The sequence below is a fragment of the Flagellimonas marina genome, assembly GCF_042651185.1.
In the GTDB taxonomy this organism is placed as follows: Bacteria; Bacteroidota; Bacteroidia; order Flavobacteriales; family Flavobacteriaceae; genus Flagellimonas; species Flagellimonas marina.
This window is the reverse complement of the sequence record NZ_JBHSCL010000007.1, coordinates 76,863-99,494: the sequence shown is the minus strand read 5'-3', so window position 1 is coordinate 99,494 and position 22,632 is coordinate 76,863. Positions and strand designations below refer to the sequence as shown.

At 41.7% G+C, this 22,632-nt stretch carries 21 protein-coding genes; 14 read left to right on the top strand and 7 right to left on the bottom strand.

Annotated elements, in window-relative coordinates; all coding sequences use genetic code 11:
- The first annotated feature begins 1 nt into the window (after position 1).
- The 11 genes from ACFOWS_RS11630 (at position 2) to ACFOWS_RS11580 (ending at position 12,832) form a co-directional block, all read left to right on the top strand.
- Positions 2 to 1,777 (top strand): BatD family protein, encoded by a 1,776-nt coding sequence (locus ACFOWS_RS11630; protein WP_379765604.1) that lies wholly within the window; start codon positions 2 to 4, stop codon positions 1,775 to 1,777.
- Positions 1,774 to 2,535, top strand: a complete 762-nt coding sequence (locus ACFOWS_RS11625) for an SH3 domain-containing protein (RefSeq protein WP_379764709.1) — start codon at positions 1,774 to 1,776, stop codon at positions 2,533 to 2,535. Before ACFOWS_RS11630 ends, ACFOWS_RS11625 begins: the two co-directional genes overlap by 4 nt.
- Before the next feature lie 55 nt (positions 2,536 to 2,590).
- A complete protein-coding gene (locus tag ACFOWS_RS11620) occupies positions 2,591 to 2,902 on the top strand; it encodes a hypothetical protein (RefSeq protein WP_366585658.1) in 312 nt (103 codons plus the stop codon).
- 82 nt (positions 2,903 to 2,984) lie between these two features.
- Positions 2,985 to 4,568 (top strand): SulP family inorganic anion transporter, encoded by a 1,584-nt coding sequence (locus ACFOWS_RS11615; RefSeq protein WP_366585660.1) that lies wholly within the window; start codon positions 2,985 to 2,987, stop codon positions 4,566 to 4,568.
- Between the two features lie 9 nt (positions 4,569 to 4,577).
- Complete coding sequence (locus tag ACFOWS_RS11610; protein WP_379764707.1) at positions 4,578 to 5,204, top strand: carbonic anhydrase family protein; 627 nt, start codon at positions 4,578 to 4,580, stop codon at positions 5,202 to 5,204.
- Between the two features lie 103 nt (positions 5,205 to 5,307).
- Positions 5,308 to 7,161: a SulP family inorganic anion transporter gene (locus tag ACFOWS_RS11605; RefSeq protein WP_379764705.1), complete on the top strand. Its 1,854-nt coding sequence runs from the start codon at positions 5,308 to 5,310 to the stop codon at positions 7,159 to 7,161.
- A gap of 11 nt (positions 7,162 to 7,172) precedes the next feature.
- Positions 7,173 to 7,865 carry a hypothetical protein gene (locus tag ACFOWS_RS11600; protein WP_379764703.1) on the top strand — a complete coding sequence of 231 codons (693 nt, stop codon included), beginning with the start codon at positions 7,173 to 7,175 and terminating at the stop codon, positions 7,863 to 7,865.
- Positions 7,858 to 8,877 carry a phenylalanine--tRNA ligase subunit alpha gene (pheS, locus tag ACFOWS_RS11595; protein ID WP_379764701.1) on the top strand — a complete coding sequence of 340 codons (1,020 nt, stop codon included), beginning with the start codon at positions 7,858 to 7,860 and terminating at the stop codon, positions 8,875 to 8,877. Before ACFOWS_RS11600 ends, pheS begins: the two co-directional genes overlap by 8 nt.
- Before the next feature lie 266 nt (positions 8,878 to 9,143).
- Entirely contained in the window at positions 9,144 to 10,337 is a 1,194-nt protein-coding gene (locus ACFOWS_RS11590; protein WP_379764699.1) for a pyridoxal phosphate-dependent aminotransferase, read from the top strand.
- A 4-nt stretch (positions 10,338 to 10,341) separates the two neighbouring features.
- On the top strand, positions 10,342 to 11,475 hold the full coding sequence (locus ACFOWS_RS11585; RefSeq protein ID WP_379764697.1) for a permease: 1,134 nt from the start codon (positions 10,342 to 10,344) through the stop codon (positions 11,473 to 11,475).
- 61 nt (positions 11,476 to 11,536) lie between these two features.
- A complete protein-coding gene (locus ACFOWS_RS11580) occupies positions 11,537 to 12,832 on the top strand; it encodes a Zn-dependent hydrolase (protein ID WP_379764695.1) in 1,296 nt (431 codons plus the stop codon).
- On the opposite strand, the gene ACFOWS_RS11575 is transcribed toward ACFOWS_RS11580, so the two are convergent.
- Together ACFOWS_RS11575 and ACFOWS_RS11570 are read right to left on the bottom strand one after the other, a co-directional pair.
- A complete protein-coding gene (locus ACFOWS_RS11575; RefSeq protein ID WP_379764693.1) occupies positions 12,801 to 13,499 on the bottom strand; it encodes a lysoplasmalogenase in 699 nt (232 codons plus the stop codon). The two genes, ACFOWS_RS11580 and ACFOWS_RS11575, sit on opposite strands and share 32 nt — an antisense overlap.
- Positions 13,493 to 13,966, bottom strand: coding sequence for a CYTH domain-containing protein (locus ACFOWS_RS11570; protein ID WP_379764691.1), 474 nt, complete (start codon positions 13,964 to 13,966; stop codon positions 13,493 to 13,495). Before ACFOWS_RS11570 ends, ACFOWS_RS11575 begins: the two co-directional genes overlap by 7 nt.
- 27 nt (positions 13,967 to 13,993) lie before the next feature.
- On the opposite strand from ACFOWS_RS11570, the gene dinB reads away from it, so the two are divergent.
- Positions 13,994 to 15,094, top strand: coding sequence for a DNA polymerase IV (gene dinB / locus ACFOWS_RS11565; RefSeq protein ID WP_379764689.1), 1,101 nt, complete (start codon positions 13,994 to 13,996; stop codon positions 15,092 to 15,094).
- Between the two features lie 56 nt (positions 15,095 to 15,150).
- Here the strand turns inward: dinB and ACFOWS_RS11560 are convergent, their stop codons facing one another.
- The gene (locus ACFOWS_RS11560; protein ID WP_379764687.1) at positions 15,151 to 17,931 is read right to left on the bottom strand and encodes a M16 family metallopeptidase; all 2,781 of its coding nucleotides are present in this window, start codon (positions 17,929 to 17,931) and stop codon (positions 15,151 to 15,153) included.
- Positions 17,932 to 18,134: 203 nt separating this feature from the next.
- Between ACFOWS_RS11560 and ACFOWS_RS11555 the strand changes: the two genes are divergently transcribed.
- Positions 18,135 to 18,707 carry a TetR/AcrR family transcriptional regulator gene (locus ACFOWS_RS11555; protein WP_379764685.1) on the top strand — a complete coding sequence of 191 codons (573 nt, stop codon included), beginning with the start codon at positions 18,135 to 18,137 and terminating at the stop codon, positions 18,705 to 18,707.
- Between the two features lie 129 nt (positions 18,708 to 18,836).
- On the opposite strand, the gene ACFOWS_RS11550 is transcribed toward ACFOWS_RS11555, so the two are convergent.
- The 3 genes from ACFOWS_RS11550 to ACFOWS_RS11540 all read right to left on the bottom strand — a co-directional run bounded on the left by ACFOWS_RS11550 (position 18,837) and on the right by ACFOWS_RS11540 (position 20,519).
- On the bottom strand, positions 18,837 to 19,385 hold the full coding sequence (locus ACFOWS_RS11550) for a carboxymuconolactone decarboxylase family protein (RefSeq protein WP_379764683.1): 549 nt from the start codon (positions 19,383 to 19,385) through the stop codon (positions 18,837 to 18,839).
- A gap of 35 nt (positions 19,386 to 19,420) precedes the next feature.
- The gene (locus tag ACFOWS_RS11545) at positions 19,421 to 19,579 is read right to left on the bottom strand and encodes a hypothetical protein (protein WP_379764681.1); all 159 of its coding nucleotides are present in this window, start codon (positions 19,577 to 19,579) and stop codon (positions 19,421 to 19,423) included.
- 91 nt (positions 19,580 to 19,670) lie between these two features.
- Entirely contained in the window at positions 19,671 to 20,519 is an 849-nt protein-coding gene (locus tag ACFOWS_RS11540; protein WP_379764679.1) for a helix-turn-helix domain-containing protein, read from the bottom strand.
- Between the two features lie 141 nt (positions 20,520 to 20,660).
- On the opposite strand from ACFOWS_RS11540, the gene ACFOWS_RS11535 reads away from it, so the two are divergent.
- Positions 20,661 to 21,179 carry a PAS domain-containing protein gene (locus tag ACFOWS_RS11535; protein ID WP_379764677.1) on the top strand — a complete coding sequence of 173 codons (519 nt, stop codon included), beginning with the start codon at positions 20,661 to 20,663 and terminating at the stop codon, positions 21,177 to 21,179.
- 9 nt (positions 21,180 to 21,188) lie between these two features.
- Here ACFOWS_RS11535 and pyk read toward each other — a convergent pair whose 3' ends face one another.
- Positions 21,189 to 22,631 (bottom strand): pyruvate kinase, encoded by a 1,443-nt coding sequence (gene pyk / locus ACFOWS_RS11530; protein WP_366585692.1) that lies wholly within the window; start codon positions 22,629 to 22,631, stop codon positions 21,189 to 21,191.
- Position 22,632 lies beyond the last annotated feature (1 nt).

The following is a 22,632-nucleotide window of genomic DNA, read 5'->3' as shown; positions in this document are numbered from 1 at the left end:
GTTGAAGGGAAACATACTATGGTTGATAGCTGCATTATTTTTTGTGGCCCAATCTTCCCATGCCCAAGAGGATGAGGTTTCCTTTGAGATGAACCTCAGCAAGGAAAAACTGGGCATCAACGAACGGCTTCGGGTAGAGTTTACCATGAACAAAGACGGGGACAATTTCAGCCCGCCGCCCTTTGAAGGATTTAAGGTGGTGATGGGGCCCTCGCAATCCATCAGTTCTTCTTGGGTGAATGGAAAACGAAGTTTTTCCAAAACCTATTCCTATATTTTGGTGCCTTCGGCAAGGGGGAATTTCACCATAAATCAAGCTACCATAGAAATTGATGGAAACACTTATAAAACGCTTCCAAAAACGGTGGAAGTCACCGCCGCAGTGGACAAGCCCAACGATCAAAAAACAGTAGACGATGTTGCTGATGAAAGCCTTCATTTGGTAGCCGAAGTTTCCAAAGGAAATCCTTACCTGAATGAAGCGGTCACCGTTATTTACAAGCTTTACGTGAGTCCCAACATCAGTGTCACCAACTATAGACCGTTGGACAACCCCAAGTACAACAATTTTTGGAGCCAAGAGATTCCTGTGACCAAACACACGGCCCAAAACGGCACGTATGAGGGTAAACCGTATCGTTATGTGGTGTTGAAGAGAGTGGTTCTCTATCCGCAGAAGGCTGGTCAATTGGAAATTGAACCCCTTTCCTTGGAAATTTTTGTGGATGTGCCCACCAATCGCCGCGACTTTTTTGGGGGTCGCATATACACGCAAACCAGTAAAACGGTTTCTGCGGGAAGAAGGACCATTAACGTAAAACAACTTCCCGAGAGTGGAAAACCAGCCAATTTTGGGGGTGCTGTGGGTGATTTTGATTTCTCGGTCACGGCCAGCAAGACCCAATTAAACGCCTCGGAATCGCTTCAAGCTGTTGTTGAGGTTTCAGGAAAAGGGAACTTGAAGCTGTTTCAACTTCCTGAACCGGAACTACCCAGTTCCCTTGAAGTCTATGAACCGGAATACGAAGAAAACATCCAAACCTATACCTCTGGAATGGAGGGAAAAGTGAGCAACAACTACACGATTGTTCCTTCTTTTAGGGGAAAATATCCCATTCCAAGCATTTCCTTTAGTTATTTCAACCCAAATACGCAGAGGTATGTGACCCTTAATTCGGATGAAATCAATATTGAGGTTTTGGAAGGACCCATGAACACTTCCACCGGCAATGCCGTTGGAACACTTTCAAATCAGAAGCTAGTTGTGCCTACAGGAAAACAGTTTCATTTTATCAAATTGAGCCCCAACCTCAGCCCCATTGGCGTGAACTACTTTTTTGGCTCTAACACTTTTTATTTGCTCATGTTTGTTCCGTTACTGCTGATTCCCATTGCCATTTTTTCATTCAAGAAAAGAGAGGCCATCGCACGTGATGTGGAAGGAAATAAAGTAAAACAGGCCAATAAACTGGCGAAAAAATACCTGTCCACCGCCAAAAAAGAATTGGGCAATAAGGAGGCATTTTATGTGGCATTGGAGAAAGGTCTTCACAATTACTTAAAGGCCAAATTGAAAATTGAAACCTCGGAATTCAGCAAGGAGAAAATCACCTCTGTCTTGCTCGATAAAAAAGTAGACGCCAATGATGTGGAAGGCTTTATAGCACTGCTGAAAAGTTGCGAAATGGCACGCTATAGTCCATTTTCTGATGTACAAATGCAAAAGGATTATGATACAGCGAGCGAGGTAATCTCTAATTTGGACAAGCAATTATGAATCTAAAGAAGTTAATTGTATTGGGTCTCTTTTCTTTTTCAATGGGTTTTTCCCAAAACAGTGACCTATTTGACCAAGCCACGGAACTATACAACAAAGGTGAGTATTCCAAGGCCATTGAGAATTACAAGCAAATTTTGGAAAATGGGGAACACTCGGCACAGCTTTATTTTAATCTTGGAAATTGTTATTATAAACAAAACGCCATAGGTCCCAGCATCTATTATTATGAAAAAGCCTTGCTGTTAGATCCAACTGACAGTGAGATTATCAATAATTTAGGCTATGCCCAAAATATGCGCTTGGATGCCATTGAGGAGATTCCCAAAACAGAACTCTCCCAAATTTATACTACTGCCGTAAATCTTTTTTCATTTGACCAATGGGCGTACTTGGCCGTTTCACTCGTCTTTTTGTTCGTTTTGGCCTATTTGGCCTATTTCTTTCTCAGGTATGCCAATCAAAAGCGATTTGCCTTTGTCACCAGTATTCTTTCTCTTGTCTTGGCTGTTGTTTGTGTTTTAATGGCCTACCTTCAATACCAAAGTTTCAAAAAAGATAATCCGGCCATAGTGTTCAGTAAACAAGTTGGGGTGTCCTCGGAGCCCAACAACAATAGTGAAACTGCCTTCACCTTGCATGAAGGCACCAAAGTAAACGTTTTGGAGCATCTGGACGACTGGAGTAAAATTAGGATTGCAGACGGCCAAACAGGCTGGTTATTGACCGATAATATCAAGTTGTTGAAGGACTTTTAAAAGTTATTTAACAATTTTTTGTGTGCCACGGCTTATTTTTGCTCAAAATGGCATTATGCTAAGGCTATTGGCTATTCCTTTTGTTTCAGTAATATTGGTCACAATTTTGATGGCCTCCCCTTTTGTGCCCTTATTGGGCAGGGAGTGCTGTACTGCGATGATCATAGGTTCTTCAGAGGAGGAAAACAATAACCACGAACCATCTACTGTCAATAATTTTGAAAGTAAGTACTTCTTGCTTCGAAACTTTTTTCCACTAAATTCATCACTTCAACAAAAAGAAAACCTTAATGCTTTAGGGTATATCTTCCCCATTTTGGAATTTACCGTTGAAATACTTGACCCTCCTCCCAAGAGACTAGCGTAACCTTAGCGCACATTCAAATCAATTTTCTAAATGTCTTCACATAATTTAAATGCTGAAGACCCAACTAATTTAACTTATTATTATGTTCAAGTATATCAAGAATGACTTGCCGGCCAGTATAGTGGTTTTTTTTGTGGCTCTTCCCCTATGTTTGGGAATTGCACTGGCCAGTGGTGCTCCTTTATTTTCTGGCCTTATCGCCGGAATTGTCGGCGGAATCATCGTGGGCTCACTCAGTGGCTCACAAATTGGGGTCAGCGGACCGGCAGCAGGACTTGCAGCCATTGTATTGACTGCCATAGGCACCTTGGGCGGCTATCAAAATTTCTTGGTGGCCGTGGTTTTGGGTGGAATCATCCAAATTGTATTTGGTTTACTCAAAGCTGGGGTAATTGCCTATTATTTCCCTTCATCTGTTATCAAGGGAATGCTAACGGGTATTGGAATCATCATAATCTTAAAACAAATACCACACTTTTTTGGGTATGATTCAGACCCAGAAGGCGATTTTGCCTTCTTCCAAGTAGATGGTGAAAATACCTTTTCTGAAATCATCAATTCCATCAATTATATTAGCCCTGGAGCCACAATTATTGCTATAGTTGCCTTGGCCATACTTATTTTATGGGATAGGGTACTGAGCAAGAAAGCCAAAATATTTCAACTCATTCAAGGTCCATTGGTAGCGGTAGTATTGGGTATCCTTTATTACGTGTTCACCAAGGGAAATTCCACTTGGGGTATCTCATCTGAGCATTTGGTGAGCGTACCTGTTCCGGATGGCTTAGATTCTTTTGGAACCCTATTGAGCTTCCCCAATTTCTCGGTAATAGGCAATCCTGACATTTGGATTACCGCATTTACCGTAGCACTGGTGGCCAGTTTAGAAACCTTATTATGTGTGGAAGCCACTGACAAATTAGACCCCCAAAAGCGCGTAACACCAACCAATAGGGAATTGTTGGCTCAAGGTGTGGGCAATACCGTATCTGGTATGATTGGTGGTCTGCCCGTTACGCAGGTTATTGTACGAAGTTCTGCCAATATACAATCTGGTGGTAGAACCAAGGCTTCCGCCATTATTCATGGTTTTTTCTTGTTGATTTCGGTTTTACTGATTCCAACCTTGCTCAACATGATTCCTCTCTCTGTATTGGCAGCCGTACTATTTATAGTAGGATATAAGTTGGCAAAACCCAGTCTGTTCAAGACTATGTATCAATTGGGGTGGAAGCAGTTTATCCCATTTGTAGTTACTGTAGTGGGCATTGTGTTTACCGATCTATTGATTGGTATTGGACTGGGCCTAGGTGTTGGTATTGTAGTTATCCTTATTAAAAGCTACCAGAACTCGCACTTTCTTCATATTGAGGAAAAGGGCAATGGTACAAACCGAATGAAGATGACCTTGGCCGAAGAAGTAACCTTCATCAATAAAGGAGCCATCCTAAAAGAGTTGGATCGTATTCCTGAAAATTCCTATCTTGAATTGGATGTTCGGAAAACCCGTTATTTGGATAATGATATCATCGAAATTCTAGAGGATTTTTCAAGCAAGGCCAAAAACAGAAACATCGATATAAAATTGATTTCTGAAAGAGGAGAAGTTGAAAACCCTCCGAGTTACATTGAATTTTTTAATCTAAGACCGAAGAAAACGGCATAAAATATTGATATGAAAGCACATACAAAAGAAACACAAGCAAAGTTGACGCCCGAGTCCTCCCTTCAATTATTGAAGGAAGGCAATGAACGTTTTCAAAAAAACCAAAAAGCCGATAGAAACCTTTTGGAGCAGGTGAAGGACACCAGAGATGGACAGTTCCCTTTTGCGACCATCCTTAGTTGTATCGATTCCAGGGTTTCCGCAGAGTTGGTATTTGATCAAGGTGTTGGGGATATTTTTAGTGTTAGGATTGCCGGTAATTTCATTAATGATGACATTTTAGGAAGTATGGAATTTGCCTGCAAACTGGCTGGAACCAAAGCACTTGTCGTTTTGGGACATACCAGTTGTGGGGCCGTAAAAGGCGCTTGTGATCATGCACGATTGGGCAACCTAACTGCCCTTATCAATAAGATTGAACCCGCGGTTGAAGCCGTAACAGAACCCCAAGATGAGAGTTTAAGAAACTCCAAAAACCTGGAATTTGTGGATGCTGTTGCCGTCAAAAATGTTGAAATGGCCATAGAGGACATCAGAAAGAAGAGTGAAGTGCTTAAAGAAATGGAAGATAATGGTGAAATAGCCATTGTTGGTGCCATGTACGACATCTCTGATGGTAAGGTAACATTTTTGTAATCCCCTTTTTACAATCTTTTGAAGAGGCCGATGATTTTAGTATCATCGGCCTTTTTGTATAGTAATATTAGTATCTTCAAACTAATCAATTGTAACCATACCAATGTTTAAACATTTAAAAGGAGATTTATTTGGGGGCATTACTGCAGGTATTGTGGCCTTACCACTGGCACTTGCTTTTGGGGTAAGCTCTGGGCTTGGGCCCAGTGCTGGATTGTATGGCGCCATTTTTATAAGCTTTTTTGCAGCCCTTTTTGGGGGAACCAACACCCAAATCTCTGGTCCCACTGCCCCCATGACAGCTGTGAGTATGGTGGTCATTGCTGGCATAGTGGCCATCAATGACGGAGATATGAATCAGGCATTACCTGCTATCCTAACCGTTTTTCTTTTAGCTGGATTTATGCAAATTGGCCTGGGGCTAATTGGTTTGGGCAAATACATCAAATACATTCCATATCCGGTGATATCTGGATTTATGACGGCCATTGGCATAATCATATTGGTCACACAGATACTGCCCGCCGTAGGATATTATCCGAAGGAAGATGGAGCGTATGTAAAGCAGTTTGTACCCATGGCCGAAGAAAATATCTTGGAAAAAATCCTTCAAGAAGAAGCTGGTGAAGGTATTTTGGTGTTGGAAAATTTTGAAGAAACTATAAAAAGGGCAGAAGATATAACCCCGGAAGACATTCAAAAGGAAGCCAGTAGCTTAGCTGCAAAAGACGCTTCAGGGGTCATAGGGACTTTTAAGGTACTGCCTCAAGCTTTAAATAACATCAATTGGTTGGAACTAGGGCTTGCATTGGCCACTATATTCATCATTTATGGATTTAAGCGGATTACCACAAAGGTTCCCAGTACTTTAGTAGCGCTAGTTGTGGTTTCTGGATTGGCCTACGGCCTAGGTTTGGACTACAGGCCCATTGAGCAAATTCCAAGCGGATTACCTATTCCCAATCTAGAAATATTTACGGCCTTTAAGCTTAGTTCCATAACGCCCTACATTTTTACGGCACTCACTCTGGCCCTTTTAGGTGCCATAGACTCCTTGCTTACCTCGGTAATAGCGGATAATATGACCCAGACCAAGCATAAGCCCAACAAAGAACTGGTGGGGCAGGGCATTGGCAATAGTATTGCAGCCATTTTTGGAGGTATTCCCGGGGCAGGTGCCACAATCAGAACGGTGGTCAACATAAACTCGGGTGGTAAAACCAAACTTTCCGGTATGATCGCGGGAGTTCTCCTTCTTATCATACTTTTGGCCCTTGGCCCCGTTGCCTCCCAAATCCCTGCTGCAGTATTGGCCGGAATATTGGTCACAGTAGGAATTGGGGTTATGGACTATAAAGGATTAAAAGCGATTCCCCATCTCCCAAAAGATGTTACGTTAGGCCCGTTGAAGCTTAGTTCAGAAGTTATCATAATGCTGGTTGTTATGGTACTTTCCTCTACTTGGAACCTTGTTTATGCCGTAGGCATAGGGTTGATTATTGCTTCATTGATGTTCATGAAAAAAATTGGAGATATCACCGCAAAAAGGTCAGATGTAAAACCCTTGCGTGAAGAAGTATGGTCCGATGAAAAGGATCTTCCGCAAAAAATCAAGGAAGAAGTTTTTATTAAGCACATAAAGGGACCTTTGTTTTTTGGGTCTACCAATGAGTTTCAGCAGTTGGCCGCACAAATACCAGATACCGCGTCCACTGTGGTCATCCGCATGGGAAAAATGCTGTACCTAGACCAATCTGGATTGTATGCCATGGAAGATGTATTGCAAGACCTAAAACAAAAGAACATTGATGTACTCTTGGTGAACATTCTAGATCAACCCAAATTTATGATGGAACGCATCGGCATTATACCCGACCTTATTCCACCTGAAAATATTTTTGACTCCTTTAAGTCATGTATACATTGGATCGGGGATAATATCAATGCCCAACCCTAATAACCTTTTAAATGCTGATATTCAAGTTCCCTAACGATTCTGGTCCAGTTTATCTAGAAACTGTTTCAGGAAGGCTTCCCGTGGAACCCTTCAATACCTATAGTAACCTTGTTTTTTTGGCTTTGATAATCTATTGGGGGTGTAAAGTGTACAAAAATCCAAAAAGGCATCTTTTCTTGTCTTGGGTACTGCCCATCATTGGTATAAGTTATATTGGGGGTACAGTCTACCATGCTACCCGAAGCCATGAATTCTGGCTAAAGTTGGATTGGATGCCCATAATGCTACTATGTGCTGCGCTGGTTATCTATTTTATCTTCAAATTGGTTTGGCGGTGGTGGCAACGCGCACTTTTAGTTGTTTTGCTTTTGGGAATATCGTTCTTGCTTCGCATTTTACCCATTCCCGGTCCGTGGCGGATTACATTGGGTTATGTAATCACTGCGGCGACCATACTCTTCCCGTTGGTTTGGTATCTCATAAAAACCCAAGGGAGAAATATAGGTTTGGTGATTTTGGCCTTTGCTGTTTTTGGCATTGCCATTTTCTTTAGAAGCATTGATCTTACCCAGACCTATTTTCCCATGGGAACCCACTGGTTATGGCATTTTTTCGGCGGAGTGGCAGTACATTGCCTAATTGCCTACATATTCGAGGACAATTTGCTAAATTTGTCCGCCAATACAGCCATCAAACATGATTGAGACCATAAAGGAACATTTGGCTGAAGTGGAGAAATTCACCTCGACCTCTAAAGATGAAATTGAAGCTTTCCGAATTAAGTATTTGGGAAAAAAGGGGCTTTTGAACAGTTTTTTTGCCGAGTTCAAAAACGTGCCCAATGGTGAAAAAAAAGAGTTCGGACAGGTAATTAATCAACTGAAGAATGCCGCCACCGAAAAGGTAAACACGCTAAAAACCGAGCTTGAAAGCCAAGTGGAAACCAAAGGCAAATATGGAGACCTTACCCGTCCCGGTGAGCCCATTGCCTTAGGTGCCAGGCACCCCATTTCCATTGTTAAAAATCAAATCATCGATATTTTCTCAAGAATTGGTTTCAATGTTTCAGAAGGACCTGAAATTGAGGATGATTGGCACAATTTTACGGCACTCAACCTGCCAGAATACCATCCTGCCCGCGATATGCAGGACACCTTTTTCATTCAAACCAATCCAGATATCTTACTTCGAACGCATACCTCATCAGTGCAGGTACGTTATATGGAAAGTCATAAACCACCCATCCGTACCATTTCTCCCGGAAGAGTGTACAGAAATGAGGCCATTTCCGCCCGTTCCCATTGTTTTTTCCATCAAGTGGAGGGTCTTTATGTAGACAAAAATGTTTCCTTCGCCGATTTGAAACAAACCTTGCAATATTTCACTTCAGAGATGTTCGGGAAATCAAAAATCAGATTACGTCCATCTTACTTTCCGTTTACAGAACCTAGTGCCGAAGTTGATGTGTATTGGGGATTGGAAACGGAAACCGATTACCGAATGACCAAAGGAACCGGCTGGTTAGAGATAATGGGCTGTGGCATGGTTGACCCTAATGTGCTGAAAAACTGTGGAATAGACCCTGATGTCTACTCTGGTTTTGCCTTTGGCATGGGAATAGATCGTATTGCGCTGCTCTTACATCAGATTTCGGATATTCGCTTGTTGAGTGAAAATGATGTCCGCTTTTTGGAGCAATTCAAAAATGCATTGTAATCTCCCATTTGATTTCTTAACCGGAAACATCAAGTCGTACCCGTGTTGCAACTCATTATAGCAGTACCTTTACCTTATCTTCAAGCTTGCATGCAGAAAAGACAACTTTTTTAGATTATTGTGCACCAAACGCTTTCAATTTCGAAAAATTACACGTTCCATTTTTCAAAATATTGAATTTAAGAGGTTGATTTTTATGTTTTTAGGATTGTATTTAGCGCTGTAATCGCTTAATTTTAAGAACACTACTAAAAACAACAACCATCATGGGAACAACCAACATCAACAGAAGGGATTGGCTACGTAAAAGTATGCTCACCGCCGGTGGGGCCATGGCCTTGCCCTACATCGGTCTAGCCGAAACTCCAAGAGCTCCTTTGCAATTAGACACAAATGGAAATGCAGTCTACAGTCCATTTTTTAAAGAGTTTTTACCGAAGCTAGATTCCATGTTTCCAGATTTGGCGGCCAAACTGAATGCCAATGAGAACCCTTATGGTCCTTCTCCTATGGCTTTGGAAGCATTTAAAAGCGCAGCTGCAGGAGGAAACCGATATGCCTGGAAGGAATTATTTCAGCTCATTGATAAGATAGCCGACTTTGAAGGTGTGGAAAGCAAAAACATTATGATGGGACCAGGATCTTCAGATTTGTTGGAGAAAACCGCCATGGTCTTGTTCATGAATGGTGGTAATGTAGTTTCCGCTGATCCCGCTTATATGTCCTTGATTCGAGTTGCTGAGTCTGTGGGTGCCAGTTGGAAACCGGTTCCCCTAAAAGATGATTGGTCCCACGATCTGAAAGCAATGGAAGCCGCTGTGGATTCTGACACTAAATTGGTTTATATCTGCAATCCCAATAACCCAACAGGAACCATGACAGACCATGAGGAGCTTGTGGATTTCTGTTCCAAGGTTTCAGAAAAAGTGCCTGTTTTTATTGACGAAGCCTATCTATGGTTCTTGGATGAGGGTGCCAAAAAAAGTATGGTTTCCTTGATCAATGAAGGCAAGGATGTCATCATTGCCAGAACTTTCTCAAAAATTCACGGTATGGCTGGTCTCAGGGTTGGATATATCGTAGCACAAGATTCCACCTTGGCAAAACTTCAAAATATAACCCGTGGTGGTATGGGAATTTCCTATCCATCTGTCTATGCTGCAATGGCCGCTATGGATGACACTGATTTCATTGATTCATCTCGAACTTTGAACTCAGAATGTAGGGAATATGTCTACCAAAGTCTAGATCAAATGGGCTTTGACTATGTGCCTTCCCATACCAGTTTCCTCATTTTCCCTATAGAAATGGATGGCAATGCATTCTTGGACAAAATGACCCAGCTAAAAGTTGGGGTTCGTGCCTTTGAGTTCATGGATAAAACATGGTGCCGCGTAAGTATGGGAACCATGGACGAAATGAAACTGTTCACGGCTGCCATCAACAAGGTATTGGTATAGCATAATGGATATCAGCCTACAAAAAACCGTTGTATTTCTATTTTTTATCTTCATTGGGGTATTACTTAAAGTAAAATTTAAGTCCAAGGAAGAAATTTCCGGCATCAAGAAAATCATTCTTAATCTTGCCTTGCCGGCCACTATTTTTATTGCCCTGTTGGGCATAAAAGTAGAACTTCATTTACTTATTTTGCCCCTCCTCGCCCTTGGGCTCAACCTACTACTGTTTTTGGCCATGCCTTTAGTTTTACCTCTAATGGGCATTGGAAAAAGCACTCCGGAATATAGAACCGCTAAGCTCCTCATTCCATCATTGGCTCCTGGATTATCTTGTTTTCCTTTTGTACTCGAATTTTTGGGTGAAGATTATTTGGCAAAGGCAGCTATGGCGGATTTGGGAAACAAAATCTTTGTGCTTTTCTTCCTGTATCTTGTGGCCATGAATTGGCATTATGCCTTGCAATCCAACCAAAGAAAAAAAGGAAGGGCGCAGTTAGGGCCTATGCTGAAAGCTATGATTTCTGAACCTGTGAATATTTTTATAGGTGTGGCACTGCTCATGTTGGTTTTCGGTTTTACCATGGATTCGCTCCCTTTCTTTTTGAATGAAACCTTGGAAAAATTGAGTCTCATTATGACGCCACTGGTTCTTTTGTTCATCGGATTGGCTGTTAAAATCAAAAGAAAACAGTTCTTTCAGATTTTTTCACTCCTATGTGCACGAGCAGGGTTGGTTTTGTTGGTTTCTGGTCTTTTTGTAATAATGGGTGATATTCAAGTCCAAAATGAAATCTTGTTGACCCTGGCATTCGGGTTAAGTGCCTGTAGTTTTTGGCCCTACGCCCATATTGCCGCGGTAGACGGTTTGGAATTGGAAAACAAGCCTAAGAAAAAAACCTTTAACAATGATTTCGGTATCGCCATTTTAGCCCTATCATTTCCGTTTTCCACCGTGCTGATTCTCGGAGTACTCAACAGCGGGACTTTTTTCTCTTCATCCTATACTATCTTTCTGATTGCTGGGTTGTTCTTGGCAGTAGGGCTGCTACTTTCCCTATGTAATGGATTGAGCGCCATATGGGCTTACCTTAAATTTGTTGACCGAAAACTGGACCGACCTGCTACTGAGAATGTCTAGAATATAAGTGATTCTCACCTCAATTGTTTATCTTTCAAAAGGATACACTAAACCTAAAACTATGCTTAATCGACTCGTTACGTTGTTTGCGTTGTTGCTCGCAACTACCATAATCGCACAGAAAAAAGAAATCAAGGTAGACCAAGACCGTCTGGAAAAACGAATTTTTGATCTGGCAGAATTCGGAAAGCAAGAAAACGGAGAAACGGAGCGGGTGGCATTTAGCGATGCTGATATTGAAGCCCGGAATTGGGTGTTACAGACTATGAAAGATTTTGGAATGGAAGTCACCACTGATGTCGCCGGAAACATTATCGGAGTAAGAAAAGGAACCGATGCCTCCAAAAAACCTATTTCATTTGGCTCACACATTGACCGGGTCCCCAATGGCGGGAATTATGATGGTTGTGTAGGTTCCATGGCTGCTTTGGAAGTCATCGCAACCCTGAACAACCGTAAAATAAAAACCAAGCATCCACTGGAGGTTATTATTTTTCCCAACGAAGAAGGAGGTGTAATGGGCAGTAGGGCTATGTCTGGTAATCTTACTAGAGCTGCTTTTGAAGTAGTTAACTCCACAGGGTATTCCATGGGTGAGGGTATTATGCGTTTGGGCGGGGATACTACCCGAATCACAAAAGCTATCCGAAAAAAAGGGGATATGGCGGCATTTGTGGAACTACATATTGAGCAAGGGGGCATATTGGAAAAAGAAAATCTCGATATAGGGGTTGTAGAGGGTATTGTGGGTTTAAAATGGTGGGATGTTACCTTTACCGGTTTTGCCAACCATGCGGGCACTACCCCAATGAATGCTCGGCAAGATGCCCTCTTGGCTGCAGCTAAATTTATTGTAGCTGTAAATGAAGTCACTAACAGTTTTGATGGTGCACAAGTGGGAACCGTAGGCCAAATTAAGGCAGAACCGGGAGCGCCCAATGTGATTCCGGGAAAGGTGGTCACGAGTTTGGAAATTCGGGATTTGTCCTCAGAAGTTATCGAAAAGGTATTCCAAGCGATAAAGGCCAGAGCCCAAGAAATCGCGGAAGCTTCCAATGTTAGCATTGAGTTTCATCCATTGGACACGACAGCAGAACCTGCACTGACAGACCCTCTGGTTTACAAAGAGATTGAAAATTCTGCCAAGGAACTGGGACTTACCTATAAATATATGCCGAGTGGGGCGGGACACGATGCACAGGATATGGCCCGAATTGCCCCTACCGGAATGATTTTTGTTCCCAGTAAGGGTGGTATCAGCCATTCACCAAAAGAATTTACCTCTGCAGAAGATATGGCCAACGGTGCCAATGTGCTGTTGAACACTATTTTGGCTTTGGATAAGAAGTTGGATTAAGTTTACTGTCCCAAACAATTGTAAAAGTAGAGTTGACAAGTAGTCCTATACTCAACCAGTACGTCCCCAGAATCAGCACACTGGCATATGCGAAAGGCGCCTTAAACTTGTTGATGGCCAATAACGTATCAGAAAGCATGAAGAGTATAACGGCCAACGCTATCCATACGTAGGCTTTTCCTTTATCTTTTAAATACATTCTTATACCCTGCCATGCCATGGAAGTTATCACCAGGACATAAACCAAAACCGGTATCATAAAATCCCCTAAATCGGGTTTCAACCAAAAGAAAATACTGCCTCCAATCGCGAAGATTACCATAAAAGATATCCCATGGAACTGAAAGCCTTTGTGTTGTATAAATGCTACAATAAACAGAATGTGTGCCAGTAAAAATGCGACCAATCCAAAAACAAAATAAGCTGGATTGAGTAAAAGGATGTCGCCCAAAAGACAAAAACCAAAGGCAATCATCATGGTCAACTTAAATTTTGAATAGGCTTTTTTTGGTGTGAATAACAAAAGGGATACTATAAGAATGGTAGTCAAAGGTTTAAAAAACAGGTAAAAATCATGTCCCATAAAATCCAAATAAATGGCAGTACAGGCCAAAACCACACTCAACAGATTAATCCTTGTTTGCCATTTTTTAGGTTGTATTACCATTGCGTAAACGGATTTTTACTGAGTTGGGAATTGTAATATTTGGACTGGCCTGTTACCTCTTCCCCCAACCATTTTGGTTTTTCAAAAACCTCATCTTCATGGTTCAGCTCCACTTCGGCAACGATTAAGCCTTTGTTTTCTCCCAAAAATTCATCCACTTCAAACAAATGCTTCCCCGAAGGCACTTCAAACCGAACCTTTTCCAAAATCACATCTTCGCAAAGGTCAATCAAATTGGTGGCCTCATGTAAACTAATTTCGGTTTCCCACTCAAAACGCGTGGTACCAGATGCGTTGCTGGCTCCCTTCACCGTTAAAAACCCTTTGTCACCTTTTATTCGAACACGCACGGTTCGTTCAGGGTCGGTGTTCAAAAAACCTTGCGCTATCCGTATTTGTGATGTAGCCTCCTGCTTGTAGGCATCTGATAGCACCAAAAATTTTCGCTCTATTTCCAAGTGTTCCATCAAACTAAATATACCCTAAATTTGAGTATGGACTTGGATTTTCCCTTAAGAAAAATCATTCATGTGGACATGGATGCGTTTTACGCCTCCGTGGAACAGCACGACAACCCAGAGCTGAAGGGCAAACCCGTTGCCGTAGGTGGAGGCTCCAAGCGGGGTGTGGTATCAGCCGCTAGCTACGAAGCCCGTAAGTTTGGAGTGAAAAGTGCCATGTCTGGTTACATAGCCCAAAGAAATTGTCCGGAGTTGATTTTTGTAAAACCTCGGTTTGATCGTTATAAGGAAGTCTCATCGCAAATACGCAGTATCTTTTTTGAGTATACCGATTTGGTGGAACCGCTTTCCTTGGACGAAGCTTATTTGGATGTGACAGAGAACAAAAAAGGAAACCCTTCCGCCACTTTGATTGCCAAGGAAATCCGTCAAAAAATTTTGGACAAAACTGGGTTGACCGCTTCGGCGGGAATCTCCATCAATAAATTCATTGCCAAAGTGGCCAGTGATTACAACAAACCCAACGGCCAAAAAACGGTGAATCCAGAGGAAGTCATCCAGTTTTTGGAAGATTTGGATATTCGGAAATTCTATGGGGTGGGAAAAGTCACTGCTGAAAAGATGTACCGCTTAGGCATTTTTACAGGGAAAGACCTCAAACAAAAGTCCATTGAGTTTTTGGATGAACACTTTGGTAAAAGTGGCAAATACTATTACTACGTGGTTCGAGGTGTTCACAACAGCGCGGTAAAGCCCCATCGCATCCCAAAATCCGTAGGGGCAGAACGAACCTTCTTTGAAAATTTGAGTAGTGAAATCTTCATGTTGGAAAAACTGGAGAACATTGCCAACGAATTGGAGCGAAGGCTTCAAAAATCTAAAATTGCCGGGAAAACCATCACCCTGAAAATTAAGTACAGTGACTTTACCCTGCAGACCCGAAGCAAAACACTTCCCTATTATATTGCCAACAAAGAACTTATTCTGGAAACGGCCAAGGAACTGCTGTACCAATCAGAATTACAAAATTCAGTGCGATTGTTGGGCATCTCTTTGGCCAACCTAAATACCGAAAAAAAGCAAGAGGAACCCGAGAAAGAATCGGTGTCCGTTCAACTAAAGTTCGATTTTTAAATACGCCTACATATCGGCTAGAAACAAAAAACCTCCCAAAGTGGGAGGTTCTCTTTTTAATTTTTCATGTCCGCCTCCTTGGTTTCCATCGCAGGCTTAATGGGATTTCCATCTGCATCAATCTCAATGATATTATCAAATCCAAGTTCGTCCAGTTTTGTAATGATCTCAGCTCTATCACCCACCATAAACCAATTGACCTCCTCTGGTTTTACCACTTGGTTACTCACTGTTTTAATATCGTCCAGTGAAAGCCCTCGCACATTCTGATCATACTTTTGGTAGTAATCATCAGGCAAATCGTACCTGACCAAATTTCGAACAGAACTATTAACAGAACTATTGGTCTCCCATTGACCCGGAAGCCTCAACACTTGATTGGTCTTCACTTTTTCAAGTTCCGCGGTGGTTGCAGGTCTGGTAGATGTAAACTCCGATATTTCTTTTCGAATTTCAGTTACGGATTCAGCCGTTTTATCGGTTTGTACAGGAGCATAAACTATAAAAGGACGTTCCTCTTTGGAGCCTAGCACAAAACCTCCTGCACCATAGGACCAGTGTTTATCTTCCCGCAGATTCATATTGATTCGTGATGTGAAATCACCCCCTAGAATACTCACCATTTGCTCCAACGCTATTTCGGAAACATCGCCATATTTTTCGGTCAAATGTCCTGCTAGGATTACAGATTGTTGGGATTCTGGTCTGTTCATCAAATAAAGCGTATTCTTGGTATTGGTGTTTGGCTTGTTGAAAGCAATTTTTGGCACATCGCCCCGCTTCCATTTGCCCAATGTCTTCTCCAATTTGGGTTTTAACTCGCTCATTTCAACATCCCCCGTAATAATTATGGTAGAATTGTTGGGCTTGAACCATGTGTCATAAAATTTCACCACATCATCCCTCGTCAATTTGGCAACCGCATCCTCATAACCCGTTCCAGTGTAGGGGCTGCTATAGGGGTGGCCTTCTCCATAAAGGTATTTGTTCATGACCCTCAAAGCCATACTTACTGGTTGAGACTTTTCTTGTTTTATGTCGTTGATTTGCTCGCTTTGCAAACGCTCAAACTCGTTTTGCGGAAACACGGGGTTCAGAACAACGTCTAAAAAGAGGTCCAAGCTTGCATCCAAGCTTTGTTTTAACGTAGACATTTGTACATTGGATTGATCTTGGTTTGAAAACGTGCTCAGTGATGCTCCCAATAACTGCAGTTGTTCGTTGATTTCCAATGAAGTTTTATCCTTAGTTCCTTCGTCCATAAGGTTCATGGCCAAACGAGCGGTTCCGGGACTGGATAAATAGTCAGTTTTGTAACCTGCATCCGCTACTAGGTTGATGACAATTGTGGGAACTCCTTTGCGTTGGGCCAAAACCACGTTAAGCCCATTGGATAGTTGAGTGCGCTGCAACTCTGGGAATTTGGAGCTCTTTTGAGGTCCCAGTTCAGGAAGCTTGCTCCTATCAACAGTTGATTCTTCAACACTATACTCCGGAAATGGTTTGCACACCAAAACGTGTTTACCTTTTGTGAGCCATTTAGCGGCAGTTTTCCGTAAATCCTCCGTAGTGGCCTCTTCAACATATTTTAATCTTGTTTTGTAGTACGATGCGTCACCATGATAGGTTTGATTGGAAGCCAGAATATCTGAAACACCTCCAAAACCACCTATGCGTTCCAGACCCATTATAAAATTGGCAAAGTAGCTTGCTTTTACCCTTTTGAGTTCGGCTTCGGTAGGGCCTTCCTTGATAAACTTATCAATTTCCGCCCAAAGTTCCTTTTCCAGTTTATCCGCATCATTTCCTGGCTTTACGTTTAACCATGTTATAAACCGACTTGCAATTTCACTGGTCGCCTGAAACGAAACAGCAGTGCTGGCCGACTGATCTTCATAAATGAATTTTTTATACAACCTTGAATTTTTTCCACTGCTCAGAATGGCAGAGATCAAATCAAAATGAAGGTCTTCTCGTGAGCCGCCTTCTGGGGTGTTCCATGCAAAAAGGACTCTTGTTTCGGGCACACGATCCTCATAAACCTGATAAGAATCATAAACTTTGTTGGGAATGTTCACTTCTTGTCGTTCCACAGTTGGACCTGACGGGATATCCCCAAAATATTTAATGACTTTTTGATGGACTTCATCCGCATTAATATCCCCGGCAATGGCAACCACCGCATTTGCCGCTCCGTAATAGGATTTAAACCACTCTTGAACATCTTCCAAGGAAGCTGCGTTTAAATCTTCCATCTCCCCGATTACAGTCCAAGAATAAGGGTGCCCTTTTGGATACATGGCTTTGGTTAAATAATCCCATTGCATTCCATAAGGTTGATTTTCACCCTGTCTTTTTTCATTTTGAACAACCCCTCTTTGCTCATCAAGCTTTGCTTGATCAATGGCTCCCAAGAGATGTCCCATTCGGTCAGATTCCAAAAAAAGCACTTGGTCCAAAGCTGAAACGGGAACATTCTGAAAGTAATTGGTTCTGTCTGTGTTTGTAGTTCCATTAAGGTCAGTTCCTCCAATGCTTTCCAAAGCTTGGAAATAATCCGTGTTATAGTTTTCACTACCATTGAACATTAAATGCTCAAAGAGGTGGGCAAACCCACTTTTGCCCGGTTTCTCATTTTTAGACCCCACATGGTACCACACATTGACAGCAACGATGGGTGCTTTGTGATCTTCATGAACCAAAAGGGTGAGTCCGTTCTTTAAGGTAAATTTTTTGTAAGGGATGTCAATATCATCCGCTTTAAACTGAAAACCCTGTCCGTAAATCACAGGTGTACATAAAAACCCTAGAACAAGGGCAAGAAGTAATTTTCTCATTTGATTGTATTTTTGATTGATAAAATTGAATTCCACAATATAGGAAATAGTTTACAATACTCGCTATTCTAATTAGTTAGAGCCTTGTACATATTGGTAAATGGGGGTCCATTCAACTAAAACTTGACTTTTAAATTGCCATAAAATAATTTCTTGCTTACTTTGTGTGCGTAGCCCCTATCAATGTATCAGATATTTGTGCCATGCAACGTCCTGAATTGCATTTACATATCATTACCACTGCCGGCAATCTATTCTATGTGAACGGTTACAATTCCACGGGAATTAATGAGATAATTGAAAAGTGCGGTATTGCCAAAGCCACGCTCTACAGTCATTTTAAGTCCAAGGAAGATATTTGTGTTGCCTATCTGGAAAATCGTCATGATACCTTTATGGACTCACTTAAAGGTTACGTTGCCAGAAGAAAAAGTGGCAAAAATCAACTGTTGGCCATATTTGACCTTCTGCAGGACATGTACCGTGAAGAAAACTTTCAAGGGTGCTGGGCGCAAAAAACCCTAGGTGAACTTTCCCCAAAGCAAAAAAAGATTCTAAGTGTCATTCAAAAACAGAAGAAAGACCTATTGTTGTACTTGGGTGAGGTTGTGGGGGAAAACATTCCCAAAATTTCCAAAGCGGAGATTGAAAAGATTTCAGGTGGGCTTTATTTACTGTTTGAAAGTGCCATAACAGAAAGTCACCTTTTTAAAAACGATTGGCCCATTTATATGGCCAAAAATATAGCCCCTTCACTTTTTACAGATTCCGAATAAGGGTAAATTGTTTTTAAACACCAAACATGCCAGTTCAAGCGGAGTCGAGAACGCCAAAAGTTACCCTTTGACAGAACATCTCGACTGCGCTCGATGTGACATATTGACCAAACCAGGTCTTATTTAGTTTTAAACTTCCACCGCTTCCAATGGCTGTGCCACGGGAAAATCAATAGGAATCTCGGTAGTATTGTTGATATAATTTGAGATGGTTTTATCTCCTACCAAAACAATGGTGTCAATTAAGTTTTCCTTGGTCCATCCAGCGGCAAAGAAATTGTTCAACACTTGGGCGTCTGTGGCACCTCTTCTCTCTGTAATGTTTTTGGCCAAACGTGCCAAAGCATCCAATTTTGCATCAAAAGAGGCCTTTCCTGCCCTTAGTTCCAAAATCTGCTCGTCGGTAAAACCGTTCATTTTTCCAATGGCCGTGTGTGCAGACAAACAATACAAACAGTTATTGGCTTGGCTCACCGCTAAGTTTACCACTTCCTTTTCTTTGGCCTTCAACGAGGTTTTGGCGTTGGCAAATGTTAGGTAGTTTCCTAACGCGTTTTCCGAGTGGGCGTAGGTGGCATAAAGGTTGGGAACAAAGCCTAAGGCTTTTTCCAGATTGTCAAAAATAGCCTGATTGGTCGGACTTACTTCTTCTCTTTTAAGTACGTTGATTGTGCTCATGATTTTAAATTTTTAAATGAATTATTATATATGGATTAAAAAGTCTGTACAAAGGGTTTCTCAGCATCACAATAGAAATCATGATGATGCTTTTGCTCACAATGCTCCGAGACCTTTATGGTTTGTGACTCGGTTCTTTGTGGCGTTCTAAAAATCTCAATGAGATTGAAAAGGGATTTTTCCGTGGGCTTCATCTTTTGTCTGTTTTAAATTACAGGGCAAAGATGCTGCGGAAAAGAAGGCAGGTGTTAGGAAGGATTTCCCGACGGCTTGATGAATTTTCCCCTAGGCTACTGTCAAAAGGTTCTCACGGTACTCGGATGGGGTCATGTGGGTCATTTTCTTGAAGAATCGGCTGAAATGTGCCGGGTCATTAAAACCCAGTTCATATGCTATTTCCTGATTTTGCTTGTCGGTGTAATTTATGAGTCGTTTTGCCTCCAAGGCTATACGCTCCAAGATGATTTGCTGTGGTGATTTTTGGTTATAAATGGAAAAGAGATTGGAGAGTGTCTTGGGTGATTTGAACAACATTTCGGCATAATCGCTCACCTTTCGCTTGGTCTTATAATGAAGGTCTACCAAAAAATTGAATCGTCGGATGGTATCTATTTGGTCGTTACCCAGTGTTTTTACAATGAGTTGTTCCTTGGCCAAGCGTGTACTCATAATGATTAATCGTTTTAAGAGCATCTGTAGCATATCCCCTTGGATATTATCTGAGGTTGAAAATTCCTCAATAAACATATCGTGCAATAGATTGAACTTGTTCAGTTGGTCTTTTGGAATAGTTATAATGGGAATGTCTTGGGTGCCAAAAAACAAAATACCGTTACAGGAGACCTCAGAATCATGATCAAAAACACAATAAAACTCTCTATTAAAAAGAATGGCGGAAAGGGGGAGCTGTGTTTGGGAATAGGAAACATGCTGCAAATAGGTAACGGTCACCATTTGATTGGAAGCCAATTCCAATTCCATCCCATCAATCAGAATCGTGAGGGGGCAATCATTTCGATTCCATAAAAATTTAATGGTCTTGGAAGTGATGGAAAATCGTTCCTCATCTTTTTTTATATCCTCGGTAAAGCCTAAAATGGCCCCTAATCTGGAATCTTTGTATTCGTATTTCATGGGTCGATTCTTCCGTTACACTACTTTTAGTCCTCCTTTTTTGTTCATACTTACAGATAGTAAACCACTCATTACCAGACAAAATATTAAACAAGACTGTTAATATATTGCGCACGTTTCCATGATTTTTTAGTATTGGGTATGAAAGCACGATTTTATGAAGAAGCTGTTATACAGTTTTACGGCAATATGAAGTTGGGAAACTCCCCAATTTCTTCCATGGATTTTTATGCCTCCTTTTTTGACAGTATCTGCCGAAACCTGCAGGACGTAAAAAGTCTAAGTTCTCTTTCCGAGAAAGAAAAATGGAAAACTCCTTTTCCTTTTCGTCGCGAAATCTTGGATAAGAATCATACTGTGGTGGTAACCGATGCCAACGTAAACATTGTTTATGCCTCCCAGAACATGTATCTCATGAATGGTTATAGGCCCGAGGAGGTGGTAGGTAAAACACCCAAGATATTCCAAGGGAAGGATACCTGCCCAAAAACCACTCAGGTTATTTCAAGTGCCATTAAAAACAAAACCCCCTTCGAAGTTATGCTGGTGAACTATAAAAAAAATGGAGCCCCTTATCAATGTAAAATAAAAGGGGCCCCTATTTGGGATAAAGACGGAAAGTTGGTCAACTTTATCGCCTTTGAAAAAGAAGTTGCTTAATTCCTTTTCTTAAAAGTTACAGGATTCTATCTCGGTCACCCTTAGGGTGTTCACCATTCCTTTGTCTTTTATGGGCATGGCCGCAAGGCTGATGAGCATGTCTCCGACCCCCAAAAATCCTTTTTTGCATGCAATTTGGTTCACATCTTCTATGGTCTGGTCAGTGGATACAAACTTATCGTAATAAAAGGCTTTTACGCCCCAAAGCAGGTTCAACTGGGTTAAGATTCTTTTGTTGGAAGTAAACACCAAAATGTGTGCACTGGGTCGCCAAGCCGAAATCTGAAACGCCGTATATCCACTGTTGGTCAATGTTGAAATGGCCTTTGCCTGTATCTCATTGGCCATTAACGCAGCATGGTAACAAACCGATTTGGTGATATATCTTTTGGTACGTATATGCGGTGGTGTTTGTGGAACCTTGATTAAGCTCGAACCTTCAACACTGGTTAAAATGCTGGTCATTTTTTCAATAACCTGAACGGGATAGTTTCCAACAGAAGTTTCTCCCGAAAGCATCACGGCATCGGCTCCATCCATAACGGAGTTGGCCACGTCATTCACTTCAGCGCGGGTTGGCGTAAGGCTGGTAATCATGGTTTCCATCATCTGCGTGGCAATGATTACTGGAATCCTTGCCTTTTTGGCCCTCAACACCAATTTTTTCTGAATCAAAGGCACCTCATGTGCGGGAACTTCAACCCCTAAATCTCCACGGGCCACCATTAAACCATCGCAATAAGCCACAATCTTATCGATATTATCAACTGCTTCTGGCTTTTCAATTTTGGCCACAATAGGAATCTTGTGGTCGGTATGTTTCGCAATCAACTCCTGTAGGTCAATCAAATCTTGACTATGACGCACAAAAGAAAGAGCAATCCAATCAACTTCATGTTCAATGGCATAAATGGCGTCTTTAATATCTTTTTTAGTAAGGGCTGGCAATGAAATAGCTGTGTTGGGTAGGTTTACTCCTTTTTTGGATTTAAGGGGACCCCCTTGAATTACCGTCGCCGTTACCTCATCTTTTCCATTGGTGGATTTTACCTCAAAGATGAGTTTTCCATCATCCAACAAAATACGTTCACCAGGTTTAACATCAACAGGGAAACTTTTGTAGTTCATGTACACCCTTTGGGCCGTACCTTCAAAAGGCTCACCTGTGGCAAAAGTGATTTCATCCCCGGGCGACACAACAGCCTCGCCACCCATTACACCCACTCGTAATTTGGGTCCTTGCAAATCTGCAAGTATTGATGTATTTACCTCCAATTCCTCATTTAACTCCCGTATCATTTTAATACGCTCTGTAACATCATCATAAGAGGCATGTGAAAAATTAATTCGAAAAACATCCACTCCTGCCTCGATCATTTCTTTGAGTACTTCTTTCTTACTGGTGGCAGGGCCCAACGTTGCTACAATTTTGGTCTTCTTTCTAGTTGGCATT